Here is a 23,349-nt window from a genome sequence, read left to right as displayed (position 1 = left end):
TTGGGGTCCATGTCCGGCACGTTCTCCCAGGCCTCCGGCACCATCAGCATCACGGCGTGCGGCACGCTGCGGCCACCGAGGTGCAGCAGTTCGAGCACCTCGTCGAGTGATGCCGAGTCCGATGCCTCGGGAGTGCAGATCGGGAAGGCGCGCCGCAGATCACCGGGGATCAGATCGGTCTGCAGCAGCGCCTCGCGGGCACGCATCCGGTTCCGGTTGCCGCGCACGGTGTTGATCTCGCCGTTGTGGGCGACGAAACGGAACGGATGCGCCAGGGGCCACGACGGGAAGGTGTTGGTCGAGAAACGCGAGTGCACGATGGCGATCGCGGACATGCAGCGCTCGTCGCGCAGGTCGTCGTAGTACGCCGGCAGCTGCATCGTCGTGAGCATGCCCTTGAAGACCATCGTCCGGCTCGACAGCGACGGGAAGTAGAGGCCGGTGCCGGCCTCCTCGATCTCCGGGGTGACGCGTTCGGCCTGCTTGCGGAACGGGTAGATGAAGCGGTCGAGTTCCAGGCCACCGAGACGCTGCTCCCCCGCGGCCGGGTCGACCGTCACGAACAGCTGCATCATGAACGGCATGCACCCGAGTGCGGTCTCACCGACATCGGCGCGTTCAGGGTCGACGGGCAGGTCGCGCCAGCCGAGGATGGTGACGCCCTCGGCGTCGGCGAGGGCGCTGACCCGTTCGATGGCGCGTTCGCGCAGAACGGGATCCGCGGGCAGGAAGCAGACACCTGCCGCATACGTGTTGGCGCCGTCTGCGGTCGGGGCGGGCAGGTCGAAATCGACTACTGCCCTGAGTAATTCGTCGGGCAGCTGAATGAGGATGCCCGCGCCGTCACCACTGTTGGCCTCGGCACCGGCCGCACCGCGGTGTTCGAGGTTCTCCAGCGCGAGGAGACCGTCGGCGACGATCGAATGGGAGCGCCGGCCATGGACGTCGGCGACCATCGCAACACCGCACGAGTCGACCTCGGCCTCGGGGTCGTACAGGCCCTGTTTGGCCGGGAGAGCAGAAAACAACATCTCGAACCTCCACTCGACTCGTACGAATCGCATTGCTCGATGTCCGCTGGGACAGCGCTGGCCCGTGGAGCAGTGCCGGTGCCCGAAATCCGATGGTTGACCTCGCGCACCGTGAGGCTTAACTCTATCCGAACCCTGCGGCCACTGCCGCGTACTCCATGCTGCCGCAGGCGATGACGCTTGTGATTCCCACGACCCGGTGTCGGTGGGTTCTCAGTGCTTCGAGTCGGATTCGGGGGTGCCGTCGGCGGAATTCGAGGTGCCGTCGGCGGGATCCGGGGTGCCGTCGGCGGGATTCGAGGTGCCATCGGCGGGATCCGGGGTGCCGTCGGCGGGATTCGAGGTGCCGTCGGCGAGCTCTGCGTCGAGCTCCGCGGCACGCTGCGGGTGGTAGATCTCCAGGCCCTGCTCCCGGCCGCGCGGCGCGATCATGAAGTAGGCGGCCGCGCAGGCGAACACGATCACCGCGGTGAATACGTTGACGCGCACGCCCAAGATGTGCGAGGCGTGGTCGGAGCGCATCAGCTCGATGGCGAATCGGCCGACGCAGTAACCCGCCACGTACAGGGCGAACAGGCGACCGTGCCCGATCCGGAAGCGCCGGTCCACGACGACGAGCGCGACGACCACCGCGATGTTCCAGAGCATCTCGTAGAGGAACGTCGGGTGCACGATCGCGACCACGGTGCCGTTCGAGGTCCCGGTGATCAGTCCGGGATCGGCGTAGCCGCTCGAATCCACCCGCTCGTAGATCTTCAGGCCCCACGGCACGGTGGTCTCGCGACCGTAGAGTTCCTGGTTGAAGTAGTTGCCGAGTCGGCCGATCGCCTGCGCGAGCAGGATGGCCGGTGCAATCGCGTCGCCGAACGGCGGCAGCTTGATGCCGTGTCGTCGGGCACCGATCCACGCGCCGAGCGCGCCGAACGCCACCGCACCCCAGATGCCCAGGCCGCCGTCCCAGATCTTCAGGGCGTCGACCGGGGTCTTCGGGCCGTCACCGAAATAGGTGGTCCAGTCGGTCGCGAGGTGATAGAGCCGGCCGCCCAGCAGGCCGAACGGTACCGCCCAGATCGCCACGTCGAGGACCTCGCCGGGTCGGCCGCCGCGGGCCTGCCAACGCCGATCGCCCCACCAGACGGCGACGATGATGCCGGCGATGATGCACAGCGCGTAAGCCCTGATCGGGAACGGGCCGAGATACCAGACACCCTGGGGCGGGCTGGGGATATAGGCGAGGACCGTTGTCACGCTGCCACACTAGTGGGAGGGCCGCGCCGGGGCGGCCCGGACTCCCTCGGCGAGTTCGCCGACCAGTGCCGCCAGCTCGCCATTGCCGGACTTCGCCGCGCTGACCAGCGCAGATCCGACGATGACCCCGTCGGCGTAGGCGGCGATCTCCGCCGCCTGGGCACCGCTGCGCACGCCGAGACCGACACCGATCGGAATGTCGGAGTACGCCCGGACGCGGGCACACAGATCCGGGGCCATATCCGACACCGCATCCCGCGCGCCGGTCACACCCATCGTCGAGGCCGCATAGATGAAGCCCCGCGACGCGTCGATCGTCATGGCCAGCCGCTCGTTGGTCGACGACGGCGCAACCAGGTAGATCCGGTCGAGTCCGTAGGTGTCGGAGGCGGCCTGCCATGCGCCGCCCTCCTCCGGGATCAGGTTCGGGGTGATCATGCCGGCGCCACCGGCGGCCGCGAGGTCGCGGGAGAACTTCTCGACGCCGTACTGCAGCACGGGGTTCCAGTAGCTCATCACCACCGACTGTCCGCCGGCCTCGGCGATGGCCTCCACCGCGGTGAAGACGTCACGGACCCGCACGCCGTTGCGCAACGCGACGTCGGCGGCGTCCTGGATGGTCGGGCCGTCCATGACGGGGTCGGAGTACGGGATGCCGACCTCGATGATGTCGCAGCCGGCGGCCACCATCGTGCGGAAGTGCTCGACCGACGCGTCCACGGTCGGGTACCCGACCGGCAGGTAGCCGATGAGGGCGGCCCGTCCCTCCTCGCGACAGCGGGCGAAGGTGGGCCCGAGCTTCGACGGCGCGCTCATGCGGATGCTCCCGTCGCCTCGCCCTGCGACGGCGGCGGATCGAACAGATGGAACCACCGCGCGGCGGTGTCGACGTCCTTGTCGCCACGGCCCGACAAGCTGACGACGATGATCGCCCCGTCGCCGAGTTCCCGGCCGAGTTTGCAGGCGCCGGCCACCGCATGCGCGGATTCGATGGCGGGGATGATGCCCTCGCGGCGGCTCAGCAGCGCCAGGGCGTCCATCGCCTCGGTGTCGGTGATCGGCTCGTACTCGGTGCGGCCGATGTCCTTGAGGTAGGCGTGCTCGGGCCCCACCCCCGGATAGTCCAGACCGGCCGAGATCGAATGCGATTCGATCGTCTGCCCGTCGGCGTCCTGCAGCAGATAGGAGTAGGCGCCCTGGAATGCCCCCGGCGTCCCGCCGGTGAAGGTCGCGGCATGCCGACCGGTCTCGACGCCGTCACCGGCCGCCTCGTAGCCGACGAGCCGGACGCCGGGATCGTCGAGGAACGGATGGAAGATGCCGATCGCGTTGGAGCCGCCGCCGACGCACGCCACCACCGCGTCGGGCAGCCGACCCGCCTGCTCCAGGATCTGCGCGCGCGCCTCGAGTCCGACGACACGCTGGAAGTCGCGCACCATCATCGGGAACGGATGCGGGCCGGCGGCCGTACCGAAGCAGTAGTAGGTGTTGTGGGCGTTGGTCACCCAGTCGCGCAGCGCCTCGTTGATGGCGTCCTTGAGGGTCGCCGATCCGTTGTCGACGGCGATGACCTCGGCACCGAGAAGCCGCATCCGGGCGACGTTGAGCGCCTGCCGGTCGGTGTCCACCCGGCCCATGTAGATGACGCACTCGAGATCGAGCAGGGCGCAGGCGGTCGCGGTGGCGACGCCGTGCTGTCCGGCGCCGGTTTCGGCGATGACCCGCGATTTGCCCATCCGCTTGGCCAGCAACGCCTGACCTAGCACGTTGTTGATCTTGTGCGAGCCGGTGTGGTTGAGGTCCTCGCGCTTGAGGAAGATCCGCGCGCCGCCGGCCGCCTCGCGTAGCCGGGTCGCCTCGTAGAGCGGTGACGGCCGGCCGGTGTAGTCGCGCTGCAGGCGATCGAGTTCGCCGAGGTAGTCCTCGTCGGAGCGCATCTTCTGGTAGGTCGTGGTGACCTCGTCGATGACGGCCATCAGGGCCTCGGGGACGTGGCGTCCGCCGTAGACGCCGAAGTGTCCGGTGTCGTCGGGCTCGAGCGAGGTGCGTGTCGTGATGCCGGCGCTCGCCGGCGGGTAATGCACGTCAGGGGTGTCGGTGGTCACGGTCCCTCATCGGAAGCGGCGGGTCAGCGAACGGGTTTCGGGCAGGACGGGTGCGTCCCGGCGGTGACGAGCTCGGACACCGCCGCACGGGGATCTCCGCTGGTGACCAGCCCCTCCCCGACCAGTACGGCATCGGCGCCGGCACCGGCGTAGGCCAGCAGGTCGGCGGTCCCGCGGACACCGGACTCGGCGACCCGGATGACCTTGGTGGGCAGTCCGGGGGCGATGCGTGCGAAGCAGTCGCGGTCGACCTCGAGGGTCTTCAGGTTGCGCGCGTTGACCCCGACGACCGACGCACCGGCCTCGAGGGCACGGTTGGCCTCTTCCTCGGTGTGGACCTCGACGAGCGCGGTCATGCCGAGGCTCTCGGTGCGGTCGAGCAGCGCAGCGAGAACGTTCTGCTCGAGGGCCGCGACGATGAGCAGGATGACGTCGGCGCCGTGCGCCCGCGCCTCGTGGATCTGATACGGCCCGACGATGAAGTCCTTGCGCAGTACCGGAATGTTCACCGCGGCCCGCACGCTGTCGAGGTCGGCCAGGGACCCGTGGAAGCGTCGTTCCTCGGTGAGCACGCTGATGATCCGCGCGCCGCCCGCCTCATACGCACTGGCCAGTTCGGCGGGATCGGGGATGTCGGCGAGTTCCCCCTTGGACGGGCTGGCCCGCTTCACCTCGGCGATCACCCCGATGCCGGGTTGGCGGAGCGCTGCCATCGCGTCCTTCGGCTCGGGGGCCTGCGCGGACGCCGCCTTGATCGCCGCGTAATCGACCACGGCCTCACGTGCGGCGACGTCGGCTTTGACTCCCTCGATGATGGAGTCGAGGACAGACGGCGTACTCACTTCCGCAGGGCCCCTTTCGGTATACGTGTGGTGTTCAGGGTAGCCCGCGGGCCCGCGGACACCGATTCCGGGTCAGTCGCGCTTGTCGTCGGGCAGATCGGTGGGATCGATGCCGGTGTCGAGCGCGTCCCACATCATCCGTTCGTTGGCGGGCTTGGCGTCGTCGGCCGCCTTCCGCTTCTCGTGGTCGGCGAAGATCTGGCGCTCCAACTCCTCTCGCCGCGCGCCCGGTGTGGTGTACTTCGACGACATCCGGGCGCCGCCCGCCACGCGCATCAGGAACACGCCCGCGCCGATGGCGCACACCGACCCGACCAGCACGACCACCGCCGCCCACGCGTTCGTGGTGATGAGCAGGACCTGGAACCGGTCGGGGATGGTGCCGGCCTTGGACGCGTATTCGGAGTCGGCGCCACCGGTGAGCAGTGAGATCGCCGGCAGCGCCGCGATCACCCCGGCGGCCGCGACGAGGATCGCGATCAGGCGCAGTCCCCACCCGCGCACCGAGAACGCGGCGAGGATCGCCGCGAGCAGTACCAGCGCCACCGGGGTCAGCCACGGACTCCAGTCGGAGCCCGCGACGTCGAAGGTCCGCGCCGGCGCCAACCCGTCGGCGGCCAGCACATCCGCCCAGACCAGTCGCGACGCGGACCAGAACGCCACCGCCGCCAGCGCCAGCAGGATCGCGGCGTAGATCTGGCGGCGACGCAGGAACGTTTTGGCGGCCGCCGCGGGGTCGACCTCCGACGGTGGGTGCGCGGTCATCACGATCCCGACTCCCCTGTGTCGTCGGCGCCGACCCGGCGCATCGTGCCCGCCGCGGCGACCGCGTTGAGCACCGCGGTGGCCTTGTTCCGGGCCTCGTTGTACTCGTATTCGGGTTCGCTGTCGGCGACCACCCCGCCACCGGCCTGCACGTACGCCTTGCCGTCTGCGATCACCGCGGTGCGAATCGCGATCGCGGTGTCGGCGTCGCCGGCGAAGTCGAGGTAGCCGACGATGCCGCCGTAGAGGCCGCGGCGGGTCAGCTCGCGTTCCTCGATCAGTTCCATCGCTCGCACCTTCGGCGCACCGGTGAGCGTGCCGGCAGGGAAGCAGGCGGTGACCGCGTCGAGCGCCTGCTTGTCGTCGCGCAGGGTGCCCGACACCGTGGACACCAGGTGCATCACATGGCTGTAGCGCTCGACGTGGCGGTAGTCGCTGACCTTGACGGTGCCCGGACGGCAGACGCGTCCGAGATCGTTGCGGCCGAGATCGACGAGCATGAGGTGCTCGGCGTTCTCCTTCTCGTCCTCGACGAGAGCCTTGGCGAGCAGGTGGTCCTCTTCCTCGGTCTTGCCGCGCCAGCGGGTGCCGGCGATCGGGTGGGTCGTCGCGATCCGGTCGGTGACGGTGACCAGGGCCTCGGGGCTGCTCCCCACGATCGTGAACGGCGCGCGCCCACCCACCGCGGGTATCCGCAGCAGGTACATGTACGGGCTCGGGTTGGACGCCCGCAGGACGCGGTAGACGTCGATGGGGTCGGCATCGGTATCCATCTCGAACCGCTGCGACGGCACCACCTGGAACGCCTCGCCGGCCTCGATCTCGCCGACCAGGCTGGTGACGATCTCGCCGTACTCGGCCAGCGTCCGCTGGGCGCGATACCGCGGGGCCGGGCGGTCGAAATGGGACACCGTCGACGGCGCCGGGGCAGCCAGGGCCTCGGTCATCCGGTCGAGGCGGGCCACCGCGTCGGCGTAGGCCTGCTCGGCGCGTTCCGCCGACCCGTCCCAGTTGACGGCGTTGGCGATGAGCGTGATGGTGCCCTCGTGGTGGTCGACCGCGGCCAGGTCGGTGGCCAGCAGCATCATCATGTCCGGGAGACCGAGATCATCGGCCGTCGTCTCCGGGAGCCGTTCGAGGCGGCGCACCATGTCGTAGGCCATGAAGCCCACGAAACCGCCGGTCAGCGGCGGCATGTCCGGGAACGGGTCGGTGGCGAGCAGCCGCAGCGACTCGGCGAGCGCCGCGAGCGGGTCGCCGCCCTCGGGCGCCCCGGTCGGCACCTCACCCCACCATCGCGCCTCGCCGTCGACGACGGTGAGCGCCGACGGCGACCGCGCGCCGATGAACGACCACCGCGACCAGGATCGCCCGTTCTCCGCCGATTCCAGCAGGAAGGTCCCGTCACGATCGCCGGCGAGCTTGCGGTAGGCCGACAGCGGGGTCTCCGAGTCGGCAAGCACCTTGCGGGTGACCGGGACGACCCGGTGGTCGGCCGCGAGGTCGAGGAAGTCCGCGAGGCTGGTCGTCGTCGAATCGGTCATCCGTGCGCCGGTGCTCATCCGAGCGGCTCGCCGCCGACGCCCCACTGGGTGCGCGGGACCTCGGTGATGGTGACCCACACCGAATCGGGATTCTTGCCGGTGGCCTTCGCATACGCCTCGGTGACTGCCGCGATGGTCTCGCGCTTGACGCGATCGGACAGCCCGGGGGTTTGCGAGATCTGGATCAGCGGCATGGGCGTCGCCCGCCTTTCATCGTTGGTTCCCGTCCGCGAACGGCAGCGACGGGGTGTCGAAGCAGCTGTGGTTGCCGGTGTGGCACGCGGCCCCCACCTGGTCGACGACGAGTAGCACCGTGTCGCCGTCGCAGTCGAGGCGGGCGTCGTGGACGTACTGGGTGTGGCCGCTGGTGTCGCCTTTCACCCAGTACTCCCCGCGCGACCGCGACCAGTAGGTGGCCCGCCGGGTGGCCAGTGTCCGTTCCAGCGCGGTGTCGTCCATCCACGCCACCATGAGCACGGTGCCGGAGTCGCGTTCCTGGGCGACCGCGGTGAAAAGCCCGTCGGCGTTGCGTTTGAGCCGGGCGGCGATGCCGGGGTCGAGCGTCATCGTCAGATCCTCGCTTCGGTGTCGCGCTCGGTGCGCACGATGATCCCGTCGGCCGACATCGCGGCCTTCACCTCGGGGATGGTCAACTCGCCGAAGTGGAACACCGACGCGGCGAGCACCGCGTCGGCACCGGCCTGCACCGCCGGGGCGAAGTCGTCGACGGCACCGGCGCCGCCGCTCGCGATCACCGGGACGTGGACCGCCGCGCGAACCGCCTTCAGCATCCGCAGGTCGAATCCCTGCTTCGTCCCGTCGGCGTCCATCGAGTTCAGCAGGATTTCGCCGACACCGAGATCCTGGCCGCGGCGGGCCCATTCGACGGCGTCGATACCGGTGCCCTCACGCCCGCCGTGGGTGGTGACCTCCCACCCCGACGGCGTCGGCGGCGAACCCTCGGGAACTGTGCGGGCGTCGACCGACAGCACGATGCATTGGGACCCGAACCGGCGGCTCATCTCGGCGAGCACGTCGGGCCGGGCGATGGCGGCGGTGTTCACGCTGACCTTGTCCGCGCCGGCGCGCAGCATCGTGTCCACGTCGTCGACGGTCCGGATGCCGCCGCCCACGGTGAGCGGGATGAAGATCTGGTCGGCGGTCCGCTTGACCACGTCGATCATCGTGGAGCGACCCGAACTCGACGCGGTCACGTCGAGGAAGGTCAGTTCGTCGGCGCCCTCCTTGTCGTAGCGGGCGGCGAGTTCGACCGGATCCCCGGCATCGCGCAGGTTCTGGAAGTTGACACCCTTCACCACCCGCCCGTCATCGACATCCAGACACGGGATGACACGGACCGCGACTGTCATGGGTGACCTCCGAGTTCTGTGGGGCGGGTGGACCATTCGTCGCCGACGACCTCACCGATGACGTCCATCAGCTCGTCGTGCAGGCCGGGCGCACCGGTCACGATCGACGTCGCCGTGGCGCGCCACGGCGTGCCACCGAGATCGGTGGCGACGCCACCGGCTGCACGCACAAGGGCCGCCCCGGGCGCGTTGTCCCACGCGTGGCGACCGAACACGACGGCGCCGCCGAAGATCCCGGCCGCCGTGTAGGCGAGGTCGACGCCGGTGCTGCCCGTCATCCGCAGGCGCGCCACCCGCGCACTCAGCGCACGGATCACGTCGGCGCGTCGATGACCCGCATAGCGGCCACCGTGGGAGGCGTTGAACGGGCCGTAGGCGACCGCGGCCGAGGAGAGCTCAGTCGGTGCGAGTCGATCGGCGGGCCGGCCGTCGACCAGCAGCGGACCGTCGACGTGTCCGGCGTAGCGGCGGTGTTGCAGCGGCAGCCAGGTGAGGCCGAGAGTCGGTGCCCCGTCGACGAGCAGGCCGAGCAGGATCCCGGTCAGCGGCATGCCGGTCGAGTAGTTGTACGTGCCGTCGACCGGGTCGAGGACCCAGACCACGCCCTCGTCGACCGGCGGGCCGCCGAACTCCTCCCCGTGCACGGCGATCTGAGTGCGGTCGGCGAGTTCGGCGGTGATGCGGCGTTCCAGATCCAGGTCGACCTGGGTGGCGAAGTCCGTGGCGCTCTTGGCTACCGCGCTCGGCGCACCTAGCCCGGCCACGAACTCGTCGACCACGGAGTCGAGGACCTGGCCCGCGGTGTGCAGCAGCCGGGGGAAGTCGAGGGTGGAGGCAGAGGTCATGGGCTCGCTGTCAGGCTCCCGACACCGCGGACAGCGCCTCGGGGAGCGTGAACCGGCCCGCGTAGAGCGCCTTACCGACGATCGCGCCCTCCACCCCGCGGTCCACCAGGCCGGCGATGGCGACAAGGTCCTCGAGGGCCGACACGCCGCCGGAGGCGACGATCGGCGCCGACGTCGCGGCGGCCACCTCGGCGAGCAACTCGAGGTTGGGTCCGGCCAGGGTGCCGTCCTTCGACACGTCGGTGACCACGTAGCGGGCGCAGCCGTCACCGTTGAGACGTGTGAGCACCTCCCACAGGTCACCGCCGTCGGTCACCCAGCCGCGGCCGCGCAGCCGGTAGGAGTCGCCGTCACGGATGACGTCGAGGCCGACGGCGATGCGGTCGCCGTAGCGGTCGATGGCGCGGGCACACCAGTCCGGGTTCTCCAGGGCGGCGGTGCCGAGGTTGACCCGGGTGCAGCCGGTGCCCAGCGCCGCGGCGAGCGAATCGTCGTCGCGGATGCCGCCGGAGAGCTCGACCTTGACGTCGAGTTCGCCGACCACGTCGGCGAGCAGCTCCCGGTTGTTGCCGCGGCCGAACGCGGCGTCGAGGTCGACGAGGTGAATCCACTCGGCGCCGTCGGTCTGCCAGGCGAGCGCGGCCTCGCGCGGGGAGCCGTAGGAGGTCTCGGTGCCCGCGGCGCCCTGGACCAGGCGGACGGCCTGCCCGTCGGCGACGTCGACGGCGGGAAGGAGTTCAAGGGTGTTACCCATCGGTGGAGCGGTTCCTGTCTGTCGGGTGGGGATTGGGTCGGTCGGGGTCGGTGTCTGTGTTGGTGGCGCTTTCGGCGGCGCGTGCGGCGAGGATCTCACGTTCGGCGGTGGCGACCATCCGTGTGGAGACCGTACCGATCGCCGCGATCATCGCCACCACCGCGGCGAGTGCCACGATCAGCCCGGCGACCGGTGACCAGGCCGCGATGAGCAGGATCACCGGCACCGCCACCACCAAGACCACGACGCCGGCGCCCAGCGAGAAGAGCACCAGCTTGGCGAAGGAGAAGCGGACGGGCGGCGGCGCGCCGGGCGAGGTCACGACACCGACCGCACCCAGTTGCGCAGCAGGTGTGCGCCCGCGTCTCCGGACTTCTCCGGATGGAACTGCGTCGCCGACAACGCGCCGTTCTCGATGGCGGCGAGGAACCGTCCGCCATGGGTGGCCCAGGTCAGCTTCGGCGCCTCCAGAGGCGTGCCGTCGTTGTCCATGTCCCATGTCTGCGCGGCATAGGAGTGCACGAAGTAGAAGCGGGTGTCGGCGTCGAGACCGTCGAACAGAACCGAATCCTGTGCCGCCTCGACTGTGTTCCAGCCCATATGCGGCAGCACCTGCGCCGGCAGCTGGGTGACGGTGCCCGGCCACTCCCCGCAGCCGTCGGCCTCCACGCCGAACTCCACGCCGCGTTCGAACAGGATCTGCATGCCGACGCAGATACCGAGGACCGGCCGTCCGCCGGCGAGGCGCTGCCCGATGATGCGATGTCCCTTGACGGCCTTGAGGCCTTCCATGCACGCGGCGAACGCGCCGACACCGGGTACGACGAGACCGTCGCAGTTGGTCGCGGCGTCCCGGTCGTGGGTGACCGTCACCTCTGCGCCGGCCCGCTCGAGGGCGCGTTGCGCCGAGCGCAGGTTGCCCGACCCGTAGTCGAGGACGGTGATCGCGGGTTTGCTCACAGCGCACCCTTCGTCGACGGCACTCCGGTGACACGCGGATCACGTTCGGTGGCCACGCGCAATGCCCGCGCCACCGCCTTGAACTCCGCCTCGGTGATGTGGTGCTGGTCGCGCCCGTACAGCACCCGCACGTGCAGGGCGATGCGGGCGTTGAGGGCGATGGACTCGAAGACATGCCGGTTGATCACCGTCGAGTACGGCACGCCGGGATAGCCGCCGATCACCGCGGTCAGCAGATGCTCGGGTTCGCCGGTGTGCACACAGTAGGGGCGCCCGGAGACGTCGACGACGGCGTGCGCGAGGGTCTCGTCCATCGGGATGAAGCAGTCGCCGAAGCGGCGGATGCCCTTCTTGTCGCCGAGAGCCTGTCCGAGGGCCTGACCCAGCACGATCGCGGTGTCCTCGATGGTGTGGTGTCCCTCGACGTCCACGTCACCGGTCGCGGCGACGGTGAGGTCGAAGCTGCCGTGCTGACCGAATGCGGTCAGCATGTGGTCGAAGAAGGCGATGCCCGTGGAGATCTCGGTGACGCCGGTGCCGTCGAGGTTGAGTTCGACGGTGATCGAGGACTCCTTGGTGGTCCGCTCGACGCGGGCGATGCGCGGCTCGAACTCTTCGGTGGTCACTTAACCATTCTCCAGATCGGTGGATGCGAGCTTGCGGCTGACGTCGAGGAACGCGTCGTTCTCGGCCGTGAGGCCGATGGTGACACGCAGGTGGCGCGGGATGCCGACGTCACGGATCAACACCCCGTCGTCGAGGTAGCGCTGCCAGGACGCCGGCGCATCCCGGAACCGCCCGAACAGTACGAAGTTCGCGTCGGAGTCGACGACGGAAAAACCCATCGCCGCGAGCTCGGCGACGACACGTTTACGTTCGGCGATGATCGCGGCGACTCCGGCGAGGGTTTCGTCGCTGTGCCGCAACGCCGCGCGTGCCGCGGCCTGCGTCAACACCGACAGGTGATACGGGAGCCGGACCAGCAGCAGCGCCTCGACGATGGCCGGTGCCGCCGCCAAATAGCCGAGGCGGCCGCCCGCGAAGGCGAATGCCTTGCTCATGGTGCGGCTCACGACCACCTTCGCCGGGAACTCGTCGATCAGTTCGACCGCGCTGGGGCGTTCGGAGAACTCACCGTAGGCCTCGTCGACGATGACGATGCCGGGCGCCGCCTCGACGATGCGCCGCAGATCGTCGAGCCCGATCGACCCGCCGGTCGGGTTGTTCGGCGACGTGACGAACACGACGTCGGGGCAACGGTTGCTCACCTCGGCCACCGCGTAGTCGACGTCGAGCGAGAAGTCCGACGCACGGACCGCGTGCAGCCAGGTGGTGTCGGTGCCGTCGGAGATGATCGGGTGCATCGAGTACGACGGCACGAAGCCCAGGGCGGCCCGGCCCGGTCCGGCGAAGGCCTGCAGCAGCTGTTGCAGGATCTCGTTGGACCCGTTGGCCGCCCAGAGATTCTCGACGGACAACGCGACCCCGGTGGCCTTCGTCAGGTAGGCCGCGAGGTCGGTGCGCAACGCGACCGCATCGCGGTCGGGATAGCGGTGCAGTTCGGCGGCGGCGGCCCGTGCGGACTCCGCGACGTCGTCGATCAGTGCCGCCGACGGCGGGTGCGGGTTCTCGTTGGTGTTGAGCACCACCGGAACCTTCAGTTGCGGTGCGCCGTAGGCACTCTTGCCGCGCAGGTTGTCGCGCAGCGGGAGGTCGGCGACGGTGATCCGGCCACCCGGGATCACCGTGTCGGATGTGCTCACGAACCGGCACCCCCGACGAACCGCTGCTTGATCGCATCGCCGTGACCGGGCAGGTCTTCGGCGTCGGCGAGGGTGACGACCTTGTCCGCGACGTCGCGCAACGCCGCCTCGTCGTAGTCGATGACGTGCACTCCCCGCAGGAAGGTCTGCACCGACAGACCCGACGCGAACCGCGCCGAACCCGACGTCGGGAGAACGTGATTGGAACCCGCGCAGTAGTCGCCGAGGCTGACCGGCGCATACGGGCCGACGAAGATCGCGCCGGCGTTGTGCACACGGTCAGCCACCGCGGCCGCGTCGCGGGTCTGGATCTCGAGGTGTTCGGCCGCATACGCGTCGACGACGGCGAGACCGGCCTCGAGGTCGTCGACGAGGACGATGCCCGACTGGCGGCCCGACAGCGCGGTCGACACGCGTTCGCGGTGCTTGGTCGCTGCGACCTGCGCCTCGAGCGCGGCATCCACCGCGTCGGCGAGCTCCGCGCTGTCGGTGACGAGCACCGACGCCGCGAGCACGTCGTGTTCGGCCTGGCTGATCAGGTCGGAGGCGAGGATGCCCGCGTCGGCCGAGTCGTCGGCAAGGATCGCGATCTCGGTGGGGCCGGCCTCGGCGTCGATGCCGACGACACCCCGGCACAGTCGCTTGGCGGCGGTCACGTAGATGTTGCCGGGACCGGTGATGAGGTCGACGGGATCGAGGACGCCGCCGGGCTCGTCCGCGTCGTCGGTGTCGGCGCCGCCATAGGTCAGCAGCGCGACACCCTGGGCACCGCCGACCGCCCACACCTCGTCGACGCCGAGCAGTGCACACGCCGCGAGGATCGTCGGGTGCGGCCAGCCGCCGAAGTCCTTCTGCGGCGGGGATGCGACGACGAGGGACCCGACGCCGGCCTCCTGGGCCGGAACGACGTTCATGATCACCGACGACGGGTAGACGGCGTTTCCGCCGGGGACGTAGAGCCCCACGCGCCGGACCGGGATCCACTTCTCGCTGACCACACCGCCGTCGACGACCTGGGTTCGGGTGGTCTCGCGGCGCTGGTCGGCATGCACGGTACGCGCCCGCGTGATCGATTCGCGCAGGGCATCGGCGACGGCGGGGTCGAGCCGTTCGAGCGCGTCGGCGATCACGGCGGCGGGTACCCGGACCGAGGCCGGCCGGATGCCGTCGAACTTCTCCCCGAACTCCAGCGCCGCCTCGACACCGCGGTCGGCGACGGCATGGACCACCGGCGTCACCGTGTCGAGGACGGCATTGACGTCGGTGCCCCCGCGGGGCAGCGCACGTCGCAGTTCTGCGAGCGTGGGCCGGGCACCGCGCAGGTCGGTTCGGGCGAGCATGGTTCTCTCCTGTGTGGGCTGGGGTTTTCTCATCCAGGATATGGGGTCGGGCCACTCGATTTCACATGCGGTCGGGTGGCCGTCCGAACCGAGGCTCTTCGCCGTGGCGCCGCCGGTCCGGGGTCGGATCGGGTCATGATGGGGAGATGACGCGCACGAGTTGCATCGCCGCGACGCGCGGAGTCGCCGTAGGGTTCGGCGCTCTCTCTTCGGTTGTCGCACTGGCCGCCTGTTCCGGCGGGACCTCGACCTCCGCCGACACCACGACGGCACCGTCGTCGGCGACCGGCCCGGTGGTCCCCACGACGACCACAGAGGTGGCACCGACGACGTCCGCCGCGTCGACCCCCGCGTCCACACCGACATCCACACCGGCCGCTCCGACACGCTGCGCGACGAGCGAACTGGCCGGATCGGTCGCGCAATCCGCCGGTGGCGGCACGGCCGGCGGATACGGTCTCACCATCACCCTCGTCAACACGGGTGCACGCGAGTGCACCCTGACCGGCTACCCGGGTGTCTCCTTCGTCGGGGACGGCAACGGCACCCAGATCGGCGCGGCTGCCCGCCGCACCTCGACCGGAACACCGCCATCCGTTGTCCGGTTGTTGCCGGGCGGCACGGCGACCGCTGCGGTGCAGGTCACCGAGGCCGGCAACTACGACGCGGCGACGTGCGAACCGTCTCCCGTGGACGGATTCCGGGTGTATCCGCCGGACAACACCGCAGCGCTGTTCATCAGCTACCCGAACGCCACCGGCTGCCGCTCCCCGCAGGCCCCGCTGCTGACGGTCGGCCCGATGTCGGGGTGAGCGCCGGGCACCCAAGGTGTCCCCGGCCGGACCTCGCGATTGCACGAGCCCCGACCTCTATACAGGGATGTCGAGACCGAGGTCGAGCACCGTGACCGAATGGGTCAGCGCACCGACCGCGAGGTAGTCGACCCCGGTGCGGGCGTAGTCGGCGGCCATGTCCAGAGTCAGCCCACCCGAGCTCTCCAGCTTCGTCTGCGGCGAGCGCGTATTGCGCCGCTGGACCGCCATCTGGGTCTCCCACAAGGCGAAGTTGTCCAGCAGCACCAGCTGCGGTTCGAGGGCCAGCACCTCGTCGAGCTGGTCGAGCGAATCGACCTCGACCTCGACCGGGAGGTCCGGCGACGCGGCACGCACGGCCGCGAGCGCGGCACTGACCGAGCCGGCCGCCGCGACGTGGTTGTCCTTGATGAGGGCCGCATCGCCGAGCCCCATCCGGTGATTGACCCCGCCGCCCGCACGCACTGCGTATTTCTGCAGGTAGCGCAGGCCGGGCAGGGTCTTGCGGGAGTCACGTACCCGGGCGTTCGTGCCGTCGACGGCTTCGACCCATCGGGCGGTCGCGGTGGCGATGCCCGAGAGGTGACAGAGGAGGTTCAGGGCGGTGCGCTCGGCGGTCAGGAGTGCCGCCGTGGGCGCACGGACGGCGAGGACGACGTCGCCGGGTGCGACCCGTGTACCGTCGGCCACCGACGACGTGACCTGGTAGGCCTGCGCACCGATCACCTCGTCGAACACCGCGAGCACGACCGGCAGACCCGCGATGACACCGTCGGCACGGGAGACGATGGCCGCGTCGGTGACGGCGTCGGCGGGCACCGTCGCGGCCGTGGTGACGTCGGGCCCGTATCGCAGGTCCTCGTCGAGGGCCGTGCGGATCAGGGCCCGGACCTCGTCGGTGACGGCGAGGTCCGCGGTGGTATCCGCGACCGCCTGGCCGACAAAGCCGGTCGACACTTCCTTACTCACCCGAACCTGGGTTGCCGATGGCGATCATTCGCTCGACACTCTTGCGGGCGCGTTCGGCGACGTCGGGCTCCACGAAGACCTCATCGCGTCCCTCGCGCAGCGACCGCAACAACGCGGCCGGGGTGATCATCTTCATGTAGGGGCACGACGCGCGGTCGTTGACCGCCTGGAAGTCGATCCCGGGTGCGGCCTTGCGCAGCTGGTGCAGCATGCCGATCTCGGTGGCCACCAGCACCTGCTTGGCGCCGGTCGTCTTCGCGGCGTCGATCATTCCGCCGGTGGACAGGATCTTGACCCGGTCGTCCGGCACGGCGCCCTCACCGGCGAGGTACAGGGCCGAAGTGGCGCAACCACATTCGGGGTGGATGAACAGGTCCGCGTCGGGGTGCGCCGCCGCCTGCTCGGTCAGCTCGTCACCGTTGATGCCGGCGTGGACGTGGCATTCGCCGGCCCAGATGTGGATGTTGTCGCGACCGGTCTCGCGCTTGACGTGCGCGCCGAGGAACTGGTCGGGCAGGAACAGCACCTCACGGTCGGGATCGATGGATGCGACGACGTCCACCGCGTTCGACGACGTGCAGCAGATGTCGGTGAGACCCTTCACCTCCGCGGTCGTGTTGACGTAGGAGACGACGACGGCGTCGGGGTGATCGGCCTTCCACTCGCGCAGATCGTCGGCGGTGATGGAGTCGGCCAGGGAGCAGCCGGCGCGCGCGTCGGGAATCAGCACCCGCTTCTCGGGACTGAGGATCTTCGCGGTCTCTGCCATGAAGTGCACGCCACAGAAGATGATCTCGTCGGCGTCGACCTCGGCGGCGATCCGCGAAAGTGCGAGCGAGTCGCCGACATGGTCGGCGACATCCTGGATCGCGGGCAGCTGATAATTGTGTGCCAACAGCGTCGCATTGCGTGCGCGTGCCAGGCGCCGGACCTCGTCGGCCCATTCCTGCGTGGGTTCGACACCGGTGTACCCGCCGGGCCCGTCGACCCACACGGCATCGGTCAGACCGGGGCCGGTCACCGGACGGTCGGTGGTGATACTCATCTGCCACTCCCTCGAGAGGTCCTGCTCGGGGTCGCGGTACATGTGCCGCGACCAGGTTTTCGACTCGTGATCGAAAACGCTGTCCATCGTAACACCGGTCACTTACGCGGCATTCCCGAGGCAATTCGAGTAGTCGACTACGCATTTCTTTTCTCACGCGCCGCCCTAGCGTCGAATTCGTCCCGAACAACCGCCGGTCCCGCACCCCCCGGGGCCGCCGAGAAGAATGTGAGCGAGCGATGACCGTCTCCCCTGCCGGCGGTTTTCTTCCCTACGCGGGTCCGCACGACTCGATGGACCCGATGGCTGCGGCACGGGTCCGCCGCCGCGACGCCGCGCTGGCGCGACTCGCGGCGCGCCGCATGCCCCTGCCCGGACTCCCGTCCCAACCCGTGACCAGTCCCGAGGAGAACCGGACCGATCCGGTCGGCCACCGAGAACCGATTGGCCACCGAGAACCGATGGGCATTCATCTCGTCGTAGCAGACGTCGCAACTCACCGTCCGCCGCGGCCGTCCGGTTCCATCCCGCCGCCTCCGCCGGTCGTGGTACCTCCGGCGGCCCGCCTGAACCGGGTCCGCCCGGACCTCACCGACCGCGAGGTCCAGGTACTGCGCACCTGGCTGCTCACCGACTCGAAGATCGTCGTGGCCGAGGAACTGAACATCGCGATGGGAACCGTCAACACGCATCTGACCCGAATTCGCGCGAAGTACGCCTCGGTCAACCGCCTGGCCCGCACCAAGGCCGCGCTCGCCGCGCGGGCGATCCAGGACGGCATCCTGTCGCTCGACGAGCTCTGAGGACTCGGCCCTACGGCATCGAGCGCGATCAGAAAATGGATACATGACACAACCCGCCGATGGCGCCGGAACCGAACTGGAACTCCTGGCCGACGCGGACCGACGGGCCCGCCGCTGGACCGAGGGCATCGGTAGTCCCGGGCGGGCGGTGTTCCCAGCGGAGGATGCGCTGGCGACGCTGCGGCGCCGTGTCGACGAGCCATTGTCTGACCGTGGTCATGCGCCCGCCGACACCCTCGCCATGCTCGACGAGGTGGTCGGTGCGGGTGTCGTGGCTTCGAACGATCCGCGGTACTTCGGATTCGTCGTCGGCTCGACCCTGCCCGTCGCGGCGGCCGCCGAACGACTGGTTCTTGCGTGGGATCAGTGTGCGCCGGCGTTCGACAATTCGCCGGCCGCTCATGTCGTCGAGAAACAGGCCGGGCGTTGGGCGTTGGAGGCGCTCGATCTCCCGCGGTCGGCCGCGGTCGGATTCACCACCAGCTCCGGTAGCGGAGCGGTGGTCGCACTGACCGCGGCGCGGCGCGATCTGCTCGCCCGCCAGGGCTGGGATGTGGATCGTCGCGGGCTGATCGGGACGCCCCACATCCGGGTGGTGATGTCGGAGCTGGCCCACGTCGCGATCGTCCGCGCCGTGCGCGTACTCGGGTTCGGCCTCGACACCGTTGAGCGCATCCCGGTCGACGAGCACGGACGGGTGCGCACCGAATCGGTTCCGCCTCTTGATGAGCGCACGATCCTGATCCTGCAGGCCGGCGAGGTGAACACCGGGGAGTTCGACCCGTTCGCCGACGTGTTGCCGGTGGCGCGGGCAGCCGGCGCGTGGGTGCACATCGACGGCGCGTTCGGACTCTGGGCACGCGCGTCTCGCTCGCACCGGTATCTCACCGACGCGGTCGATCTGGCCGACAGCTGGACCACGGACGGGCACAAGTGGCTCAACACGCCGTACGACGCGGCGATGCTGATCCTCCGCGACGCACAAGCACTCTCGTCGACGATGAATTCGGACACGGCGTACCTGTCCGGAGACGAGGATGCCCAGAAGAACCTCACTCTCGAGCTGTCGCGGCGTGCCCGGGGCATCAGCGTCTGGGCCGCGTTGCGCACACTGGGGTCCGCCGGCGTGGAAGATCTGGTCGACCGGTGCATATCCCTTGCCCAGTACGCGGCTGAGGGCCTGCGTGCCGGCGGTTTCACCGTGCTCAATCGGGTCGTCCTGAATCAGGTACTGGTACGGGCAGACACCCCCGAACAGACGATCGCCGTCCGGGAGCATGCGGCAACGGCAGCCGCTCGAACGAATGGCTGCTCAACACCGCCGACAACCGCCTCGGACCAGCCGGAGACCTGGACGGCGACGGCCGAGAGGAGGTCATCATCCGAAGCCCGTCGGGGATCGGCGTCCTGGGCCTGAACGGCACGGCACTCACCTGCCAGACCATGACGCCTCACGGTGCCGTCTAGGCCGAAGTTACGACCGGTTTTTGGTCATTTCTGGTCCGTGACCTGCCGATGGGCGCATGTTTGTACCGTGATTTGTAGCCACTAAAATGGTGTGTCGTTCTCTGATGTCGGCGGGAAAGCGTTCTAAAATATGGTTATGTCGACCCACCGCGACGCGATGCATGTAGCCCGCAACAAGCGCAGTTATGTGACCAAGTCCGGGGAAGAACGCGTGTATGAGTCGGTGTTGCTGCGGCGCACGTTCCGCGAGGGCGGCAAGGTGCGCCACGAAACCCTGGCCAACCTCAAGGCCCTGCCCGACGCCGCGGTCGCCGCGATCGAGGCCACCCTCAAGGGTGACACGCTGGTGCCGGCCGGTCAGGCGGTCACCATCGAGCGGTCCCTGCCGCATGGGCATGTGGCCGCGGTCTGGGCCCAGGCCACCGCGCTGGGTCTGCCCGGGATGGTGGGGCCGGCGGGGCGGATGCGGGATGTGGCGATGGCGTTGATCACCGCCCGGGCGGTGGCGCCGGCGTCGAAACTGGCCACCGCCGCCTGGTTCGCCGACACCACCCTCGGCGCCGACCTCGATCTGGCCGACATCGAGACCGACGAGATCTACGCGGCGATGGACTGGCTGCTGGCCCGCCAGGACCGCATCGAAAAACGCCTGGCCACAACCCATCTGAATCCGGAGGTGAATCCGAAGCGGATCGCCATGTTCGACCTGTCCTCCTCGTGGATGACCGGCCGGCACTGCGAGTTGGCGGCTCGCGGCTACTCCCGCGACGGCAAAAAGGGGTGCGAACAAATCGAATACGGGCTGCTCACCGACCCGGTCGGACGGCCGGTCGCGGTGCGGGTGTTTCCCGGCAACACCGCCGACCCGACCGCCTTCACCCACGCGGTCACTGCGGTGCGTGAGACGTTCGGGCTGTCCGGCATGCTGATGGTCGGTGATCGCGGCATGATCACCAACGCGCGGATCACCGCGCTGAAAGAACTCGGCGGGATCGGCTGGCTGACCGCGCTGCGCGCCCCGCAGATCGCCGCCCTGGCCGCCGACAACGGACCCCTGCAGATGAGTCTGTTCGACGAACAGAACTTCGCCGAGATCACCCACCCCGACTACCCCGGGGAACGGCTGATCTGTTGCCGCAACCCGGCATTGGCCGCCGAACGGGCCCGCAAACGCAACGAACTGCTCGACGCCACCGACACCGCCCTGGGCGCCATCGTCGACGCCGTGGCCGCCGGACGCCTCACCGACGCCGGCAAGATCGGTATCCGCGTCGGGAAGGTCGTGGGAAAACACAAGATGGGCAAACACTTTCAGATCACCATCACCGAGGGCAGCATCACCGTGGCCCGCGACGAGGACCACATCGCCGCCGAAGCCGCCCTCGACGGCATCTACACCCTGCGCACCACCGCCACCACCGAGGTCCTCGACACCACCGCGGTGATCGAGACCTACAAAAACCTCGCCCACGTCGAACGTGACTTCCGCAGCCTCAAAGCCATCGACATCGACCTGCGCCCCATCCACCACCGCCTCGACGACCGGGTCCGCGCCCACGTGCTGATCTGCATGCTCGCCGGCTACCTCACCTGGCACCTGCGCCACGCGTGGGCCCCGTTGACCTACACCGACGAACACCCCCCGCACCGCGACGATCCCGTCGCTCCCGCCCACCGCTCCGCCGCCGCCACCGAGAAAGCCGCCCGCAAAACCACCGACGGCGGCCTACCCGTGCGCTCCTACCAAGGTTTGCTGACCCACCTGGCCACCCTGACCCGCAACGACCTGCGCTACACCGACACCAGTCCCACCGTGGCCACCCTGACCGTGCCCACCGACACTCAACGACACGCGTTCGACCTCCTCAACACCCCCATCCCGGTCACCCTGACCTGACCGTAGCCAGAACCAACCCCACCAAAGAACACAAATCCCCAGGTCAAGCCAAGAAAAGCCACCCACACGGCCGTAACTTCGGTCTAGGGGACTGGCTCCTGCAACCCGGCGATCGAATCGTCGGCGTCGGCAACTTCTCCGGCGCAGGTGATCGCCAGGAGCTGCTTCTGCAGGCGGTACATAGACGAGCCGTGCCTCCCCGCCGAAATCTCGATCGAAGGCACACTGAACCTCCCCAGTTTGAGTGGACACCCGAGATAGCGGGACGAAGGGTCCTGCTGGAAGGATGTCGACATGTCCAGGACGCGTCGGTCGTTTACACCTGAGTTCAAGGTGGAGGCTGCTCGTCGGGTGATTGATGGTGGCCGGCCGGTCACCGAGGTGGCACGTTGAACTTGACGTGCACGAGAACTTGTTGGGCAAATGGGTTCGCGCCGAACGAGTTCGCGACGGCGTCACCGACGATCTGCGCAACGCTCCACCGGATAGAGATCTGTCAGCCAGCGAGCGTGCGGAGTTGACGCGGCTGCGCGCTGAGGTCGCCGAGAAGGACCGCGACATCATGTTCCTGAAAAAAGTATCGGCGTACTTTGCGGCCCAGCAGCATCGGTGAGCAAGTTCGAGCTCATCGCCGCGGAGTGCGCCGACCACGACGTGACACGGCTCGCTGAGCTGATCGGGGTATCGCGGTCGGGGTTCTACGCCTGGGCGGCCCGCCAACGGCGTACCGAGGTGACCCCGCGCCAGCAGCGGCGCCGCGATCTCGAGGTCAAGATCGCCGCGCATTGGAAGGCCTCGCAGCGTACCTACGGTTCACCGCGCATCACCGCTGACCTGCACGCTGAGGGTGTGGCGGTCTCGGAGAACACCGTCGCCAAGATCATGGCCGAGATGGGCATCGAGGGCATCAGCCCGCGCACCTTCAAGGTCAAGACCACCCAGGTCGATCCGACGGCGTCATTTCCGCCGGATCGGGTCGGACGCCAGTTCGACCGTGGCCGTCTCGACGTCGTCTGGACGTCGGACATCACATATCTGACCTGCGGTGACGGTGACGCGTACCTGTGTGCGATCCGCGATGAGCACTCCCGTCGGGTGCTGGGCTGGTCACTGGCCGATCACATGCGCACCGAGCTGGTCGAGGACGCCGTCAACGCCGCCGTGCTCACCCGCGGCGGGCCGGTGGCTGGCACCATCATGCACAGCGACAGGGGCAGCCAGTACACCAGCCATGACATGGCCGCGGCATGCTCGCGGCACGGGCTGCTGCGCTCGATGGGCGAAACCGGGATCTGCTGGGATAACGCCGGCTCCGAGTCGCTGTGGTCGACGGTCAAGCACGAGTACTACAAGCGTCACGCTTTCACCAGCTACGCGAATCTTACTGCAGGACTTGACAATTACCTCAGATACTACAATCATGACAGGAGACACAGCTCGCTGGGAATGATCTCACCTATCGCCTTCGAGATCAGCTCACGAATAAGTCAGCAATCACGCTAACCGTGTCCACTTTTTCGGGGGAGCCCCACACTGTTGATGGGTCTGGGGCTTGGTAGCTCATCCCGTCGCGGAACGGCTGGCCGCGGTGTTCCAGCCAGTCGGCGTAGACCTGCCCCGACGGGCTGGGGCCACCCGAATCTCCGATGAGCCGCGGTGACGTTGACTAGGAGCCTGCTGAATAAGGGTCCGAGTCGACCTGTGGTTTCTACTGTGCGGATTTGTCCACCTGGACTGTGCCTCGGCGGGCCCAGCTTACGTTGTGGCCAGTGTCCAGGTGCCGTTGGTA

The 23,349-nt window shown here is 68.9% G+C and carries 23 protein-coding genes and 3 pseudogenes; 7 read left to right on the top strand and 19 right to left on the bottom strand.

Going from position 1 to position 23,349, the window contains the following annotated elements; genetic code table 11:
• The 17 genes and pseudogenes from GORHZ_RS19685 to hisD all read right to left on the bottom strand — a co-directional run.
• A pseudogene (locus tag GORHZ_RS19685) lies at positions 1-1,031 on the bottom strand (glutamate synthase subunit alpha); the annotation flags it as partial.
• 362 nt (positions 1,032-1,393) lie between these two features.
• Positions 1,394-2,279: pseudogene (gene lgt / locus GORHZ_RS19680) on the bottom strand (prolipoprotein diacylglyceryl transferase); the annotation flags it as partial.
• Between the two features lie 9 nt (positions 2,280-2,288).
• Positions 2,289-3,095 carry a tryptophan synthase subunit alpha gene (gene trpA, locus GORHZ_RS19675; protein ID WP_006336094.1) on the bottom strand — a complete coding sequence of 269 codons (807 nt, stop codon included), beginning with the start codon at positions 3,093-3,095 and terminating at the stop codon, positions 2,289-2,291.
• Positions 3,092-4,384: a tryptophan synthase subunit beta gene (gene trpB / locus GORHZ_RS19670; protein ID WP_006336092.1), complete on the bottom strand. Its 1,293-nt coding sequence runs from the start codon at positions 4,382-4,384 to the stop codon at positions 3,092-3,094. Before trpB ends, trpA begins: the two co-directional genes overlap by 4 nt.
• A gap of 23 nt (positions 4,385-4,407) precedes the next feature.
• On the bottom strand, positions 4,408-5,226 hold the full coding sequence (gene trpC / locus GORHZ_RS19665; RefSeq protein WP_006336090.1) for an indole-3-glycerol phosphate synthase TrpC: 819 nt from the start codon (positions 5,224-5,226) through the stop codon (positions 4,408-4,410).
• Between the two features lie 72 nt (positions 5,227-5,298).
• Positions 5,299-5,991 carry a TIGR02234 family membrane protein gene (locus tag GORHZ_RS19660; RefSeq protein ID WP_006336088.1) on the bottom strand — a complete coding sequence of 231 codons (693 nt, stop codon included), beginning with the start codon at positions 5,989-5,991 and terminating at the stop codon, positions 5,299-5,301.
• A complete protein-coding gene (locus tag GORHZ_RS19655; protein ID WP_040532581.1) occupies positions 5,991-7,553 on the bottom strand; it encodes an anthranilate synthase component I in 1,563 nt (520 codons plus the stop codon). Before GORHZ_RS19655 ends, GORHZ_RS19660 begins: the two co-directional genes overlap by 1 nt.
• Positions 7,550-7,741 (bottom strand): annotated as a pseudogene (locus GORHZ_RS19650) (tautomerase family protein); the annotation flags it as partial. The pseudogene GORHZ_RS19650 and the gene GORHZ_RS19655, both read right to left, overlap by 4 nt.
• A 4-nt stretch (positions 7,742-7,745) precedes the next feature.
• Positions 7,746-8,102: a phosphoribosyl-AMP cyclohydrolase gene (gene hisI / locus GORHZ_RS19645; protein ID WP_006336082.1), complete on the bottom strand. Its 357-nt coding sequence runs from the start codon at positions 8,100-8,102 to the stop codon at positions 7,746-7,748.
• Positions 8,103-8,104: 2 nt separating this feature from the next.
• Positions 8,105-8,905, bottom strand: a complete 801-nt coding sequence (gene hisF / locus GORHZ_RS19640; protein WP_006336081.1) for an imidazole glycerol phosphate synthase subunit HisF — start codon at positions 8,903-8,905, stop codon at positions 8,105-8,107.
• Complete coding sequence (locus tag GORHZ_RS19635; RefSeq protein WP_006336080.1) at positions 8,902-9,750, bottom strand: inositol monophosphatase family protein; 849 nt, start codon at positions 9,748-9,750, stop codon at positions 8,902-8,904. Before GORHZ_RS19635 ends, hisF begins: the two co-directional genes overlap by 4 nt.
• Before the next feature lie 10 nt (positions 9,751-9,760).
• Positions 9,761-10,504, bottom strand: coding sequence for a bifunctional 1-(5-phosphoribosyl)-5-((5-phosphoribosylamino)methylideneamino)imidazole-4-carboxamide isomerase/phosphoribosylanthranilate isomerase PriA (priA, locus tag GORHZ_RS19630; RefSeq protein WP_006336079.1), 744 nt, complete (start codon positions 10,502-10,504; stop codon positions 9,761-9,763).
• On the bottom strand, positions 10,497-10,826 hold the full coding sequence (locus GORHZ_RS19625) for a hypothetical protein (RefSeq protein ID WP_006336078.1): 330 nt from the start codon (positions 10,824-10,826) through the stop codon (positions 10,497-10,499). Before GORHZ_RS19625 ends, priA begins: the two co-directional genes overlap by 8 nt.
• The gene (gene hisH, locus GORHZ_RS19620; protein ID WP_006336077.1) at positions 10,823-11,464 is read right to left on the bottom strand and encodes an imidazole glycerol phosphate synthase subunit HisH; all 642 of its coding nucleotides are present in this window, start codon (positions 11,462-11,464) and stop codon (positions 10,823-10,825) included. The genes GORHZ_RS19625 and hisH overlap by 4 nt, the downstream gene beginning before the upstream one ends.
• A complete protein-coding gene (gene hisB / locus GORHZ_RS19615; protein WP_006336076.1) occupies positions 11,461-12,090 on the bottom strand; it encodes an imidazoleglycerol-phosphate dehydratase HisB in 630 nt (209 codons plus the stop codon). Before hisB ends, hisH begins: the two co-directional genes overlap by 4 nt.
• The gene (locus GORHZ_RS19610; RefSeq protein ID WP_006336075.1) at positions 12,091-13,227 is read right to left on the bottom strand and encodes a histidinol-phosphate transaminase; all 1,137 of its coding nucleotides are present in this window, start codon (positions 13,225-13,227) and stop codon (positions 12,091-12,093) included. It lies immediately after the preceding gene.
• Positions 13,224-14,567 carry a histidinol dehydrogenase gene (hisD, locus tag GORHZ_RS19605; protein WP_006336074.1) on the bottom strand — a complete coding sequence of 448 codons (1,344 nt, stop codon included), beginning with the start codon at positions 14,565-14,567 and terminating at the stop codon, positions 13,224-13,226. Before hisD ends, GORHZ_RS19610 begins: the two co-directional genes overlap by 4 nt.
• Positions 14,568-14,713: 146 nt before the next feature.
• Between hisD and GORHZ_RS19600 the strand changes: the two genes are divergently transcribed.
• Positions 14,714-15,379: a DUF4232 domain-containing protein gene (locus GORHZ_RS19600; protein ID WP_085948724.1), complete on the top strand. Its 666-nt coding sequence runs from the start codon at positions 14,714-14,716 to the stop codon at positions 15,377-15,379.
• Positions 15,380-15,436: 57 nt separating this feature from the next.
• On the opposite strand, the gene nadC is transcribed toward GORHZ_RS19600, so the two are convergent.
• Positions 15,437-16,348, bottom strand: coding sequence for a carboxylating nicotinate-nucleotide diphosphorylase (gene nadC, locus GORHZ_RS19595; protein WP_006336071.1), 912 nt, complete (start codon positions 16,346-16,348; stop codon positions 15,437-15,439).
• A complete protein-coding gene (gene nadA / locus GORHZ_RS19590) occupies positions 16,341-17,393 on the bottom strand; it encodes a quinolinate synthase NadA (protein ID WP_040532592.1) in 1,053 nt (350 codons plus the stop codon). Before nadA ends, nadC begins: the two co-directional genes overlap by 8 nt.
• Positions 17,394-17,686: 293 nt before the next feature.
• Between nadA and GORHZ_RS19585 the strand changes: the two genes are divergently transcribed.
• The 6 genes from GORHZ_RS19585 to GORHZ_RS19560 all read left to right on the top strand — a co-directional run bounded on the left by GORHZ_RS19585 (position 17,687) and on the right by GORHZ_RS19560 (position 23,063).
• On the top strand, positions 17,687-18,196 hold the full coding sequence (locus tag GORHZ_RS19585; protein WP_051998999.1) for a LuxR C-terminal-related transcriptional regulator: 510 nt from the start codon (positions 17,687-17,689) through the stop codon (positions 18,194-18,196).
• A 43-nt stretch (positions 18,197-18,239) separates the two neighbouring features.
• On the top strand, positions 18,240-19,613 hold the full coding sequence (locus GORHZ_RS19580) for a pyridoxal phosphate-dependent decarboxylase family protein (protein ID WP_006336068.1): 1,374 nt from the start codon (positions 18,240-18,242) through the stop codon (positions 19,611-19,613).
• A 186-nt stretch (positions 19,614-19,799) separates the two neighbouring features.
• Complete coding sequence (locus GORHZ_RS19575) at positions 19,800-21,560, top strand: IS1634 family transposase (RefSeq protein WP_245551474.1); 1,761 nt, start codon at positions 19,800-19,802, stop codon at positions 21,558-21,560.
• Between the two features lie 294 nt (positions 21,561-21,854).
• Complete coding sequence (locus GORHZ_RS32275; protein ID WP_083877373.1) at positions 21,855-21,953, top strand: transposase; 99 nt, start codon at positions 21,855-21,857, stop codon at positions 21,951-21,953.
• A 7-nt stretch (positions 21,954-21,960) separates the two neighbouring features.
• Positions 21,961-22,173, top strand: coding sequence for a transposase (locus GORHZ_RS19565; protein WP_083877372.1), 213 nt, complete (start codon positions 21,961-21,963; stop codon positions 22,171-22,173).
• Positions 22,170-23,063, top strand: coding sequence for an IS3 family transposase (locus tag GORHZ_RS19560; protein ID WP_006336065.1), 894 nt, complete (start codon positions 22,170-22,172; stop codon positions 23,061-23,063). The genes GORHZ_RS19565 and GORHZ_RS19560 overlap by 4 nt, the downstream gene beginning before the upstream one ends.
• Positions 23,064-23,349 lie beyond the last annotated feature (286 nt).

This window comes from Gordonia rhizosphera NBRC 16068 (assembly GCF_000298195.1).
Classification (GTDB): Bacteria; Actinomycetota; Actinomycetes; order Mycobacteriales; family Mycobacteriaceae; genus Gordonia; species Gordonia rhizosphera.
The sequence above is the reverse complement of the archived record's forward strand: the minus strand, read 5'-3'. Positions and strand labels throughout refer to the sequence as shown.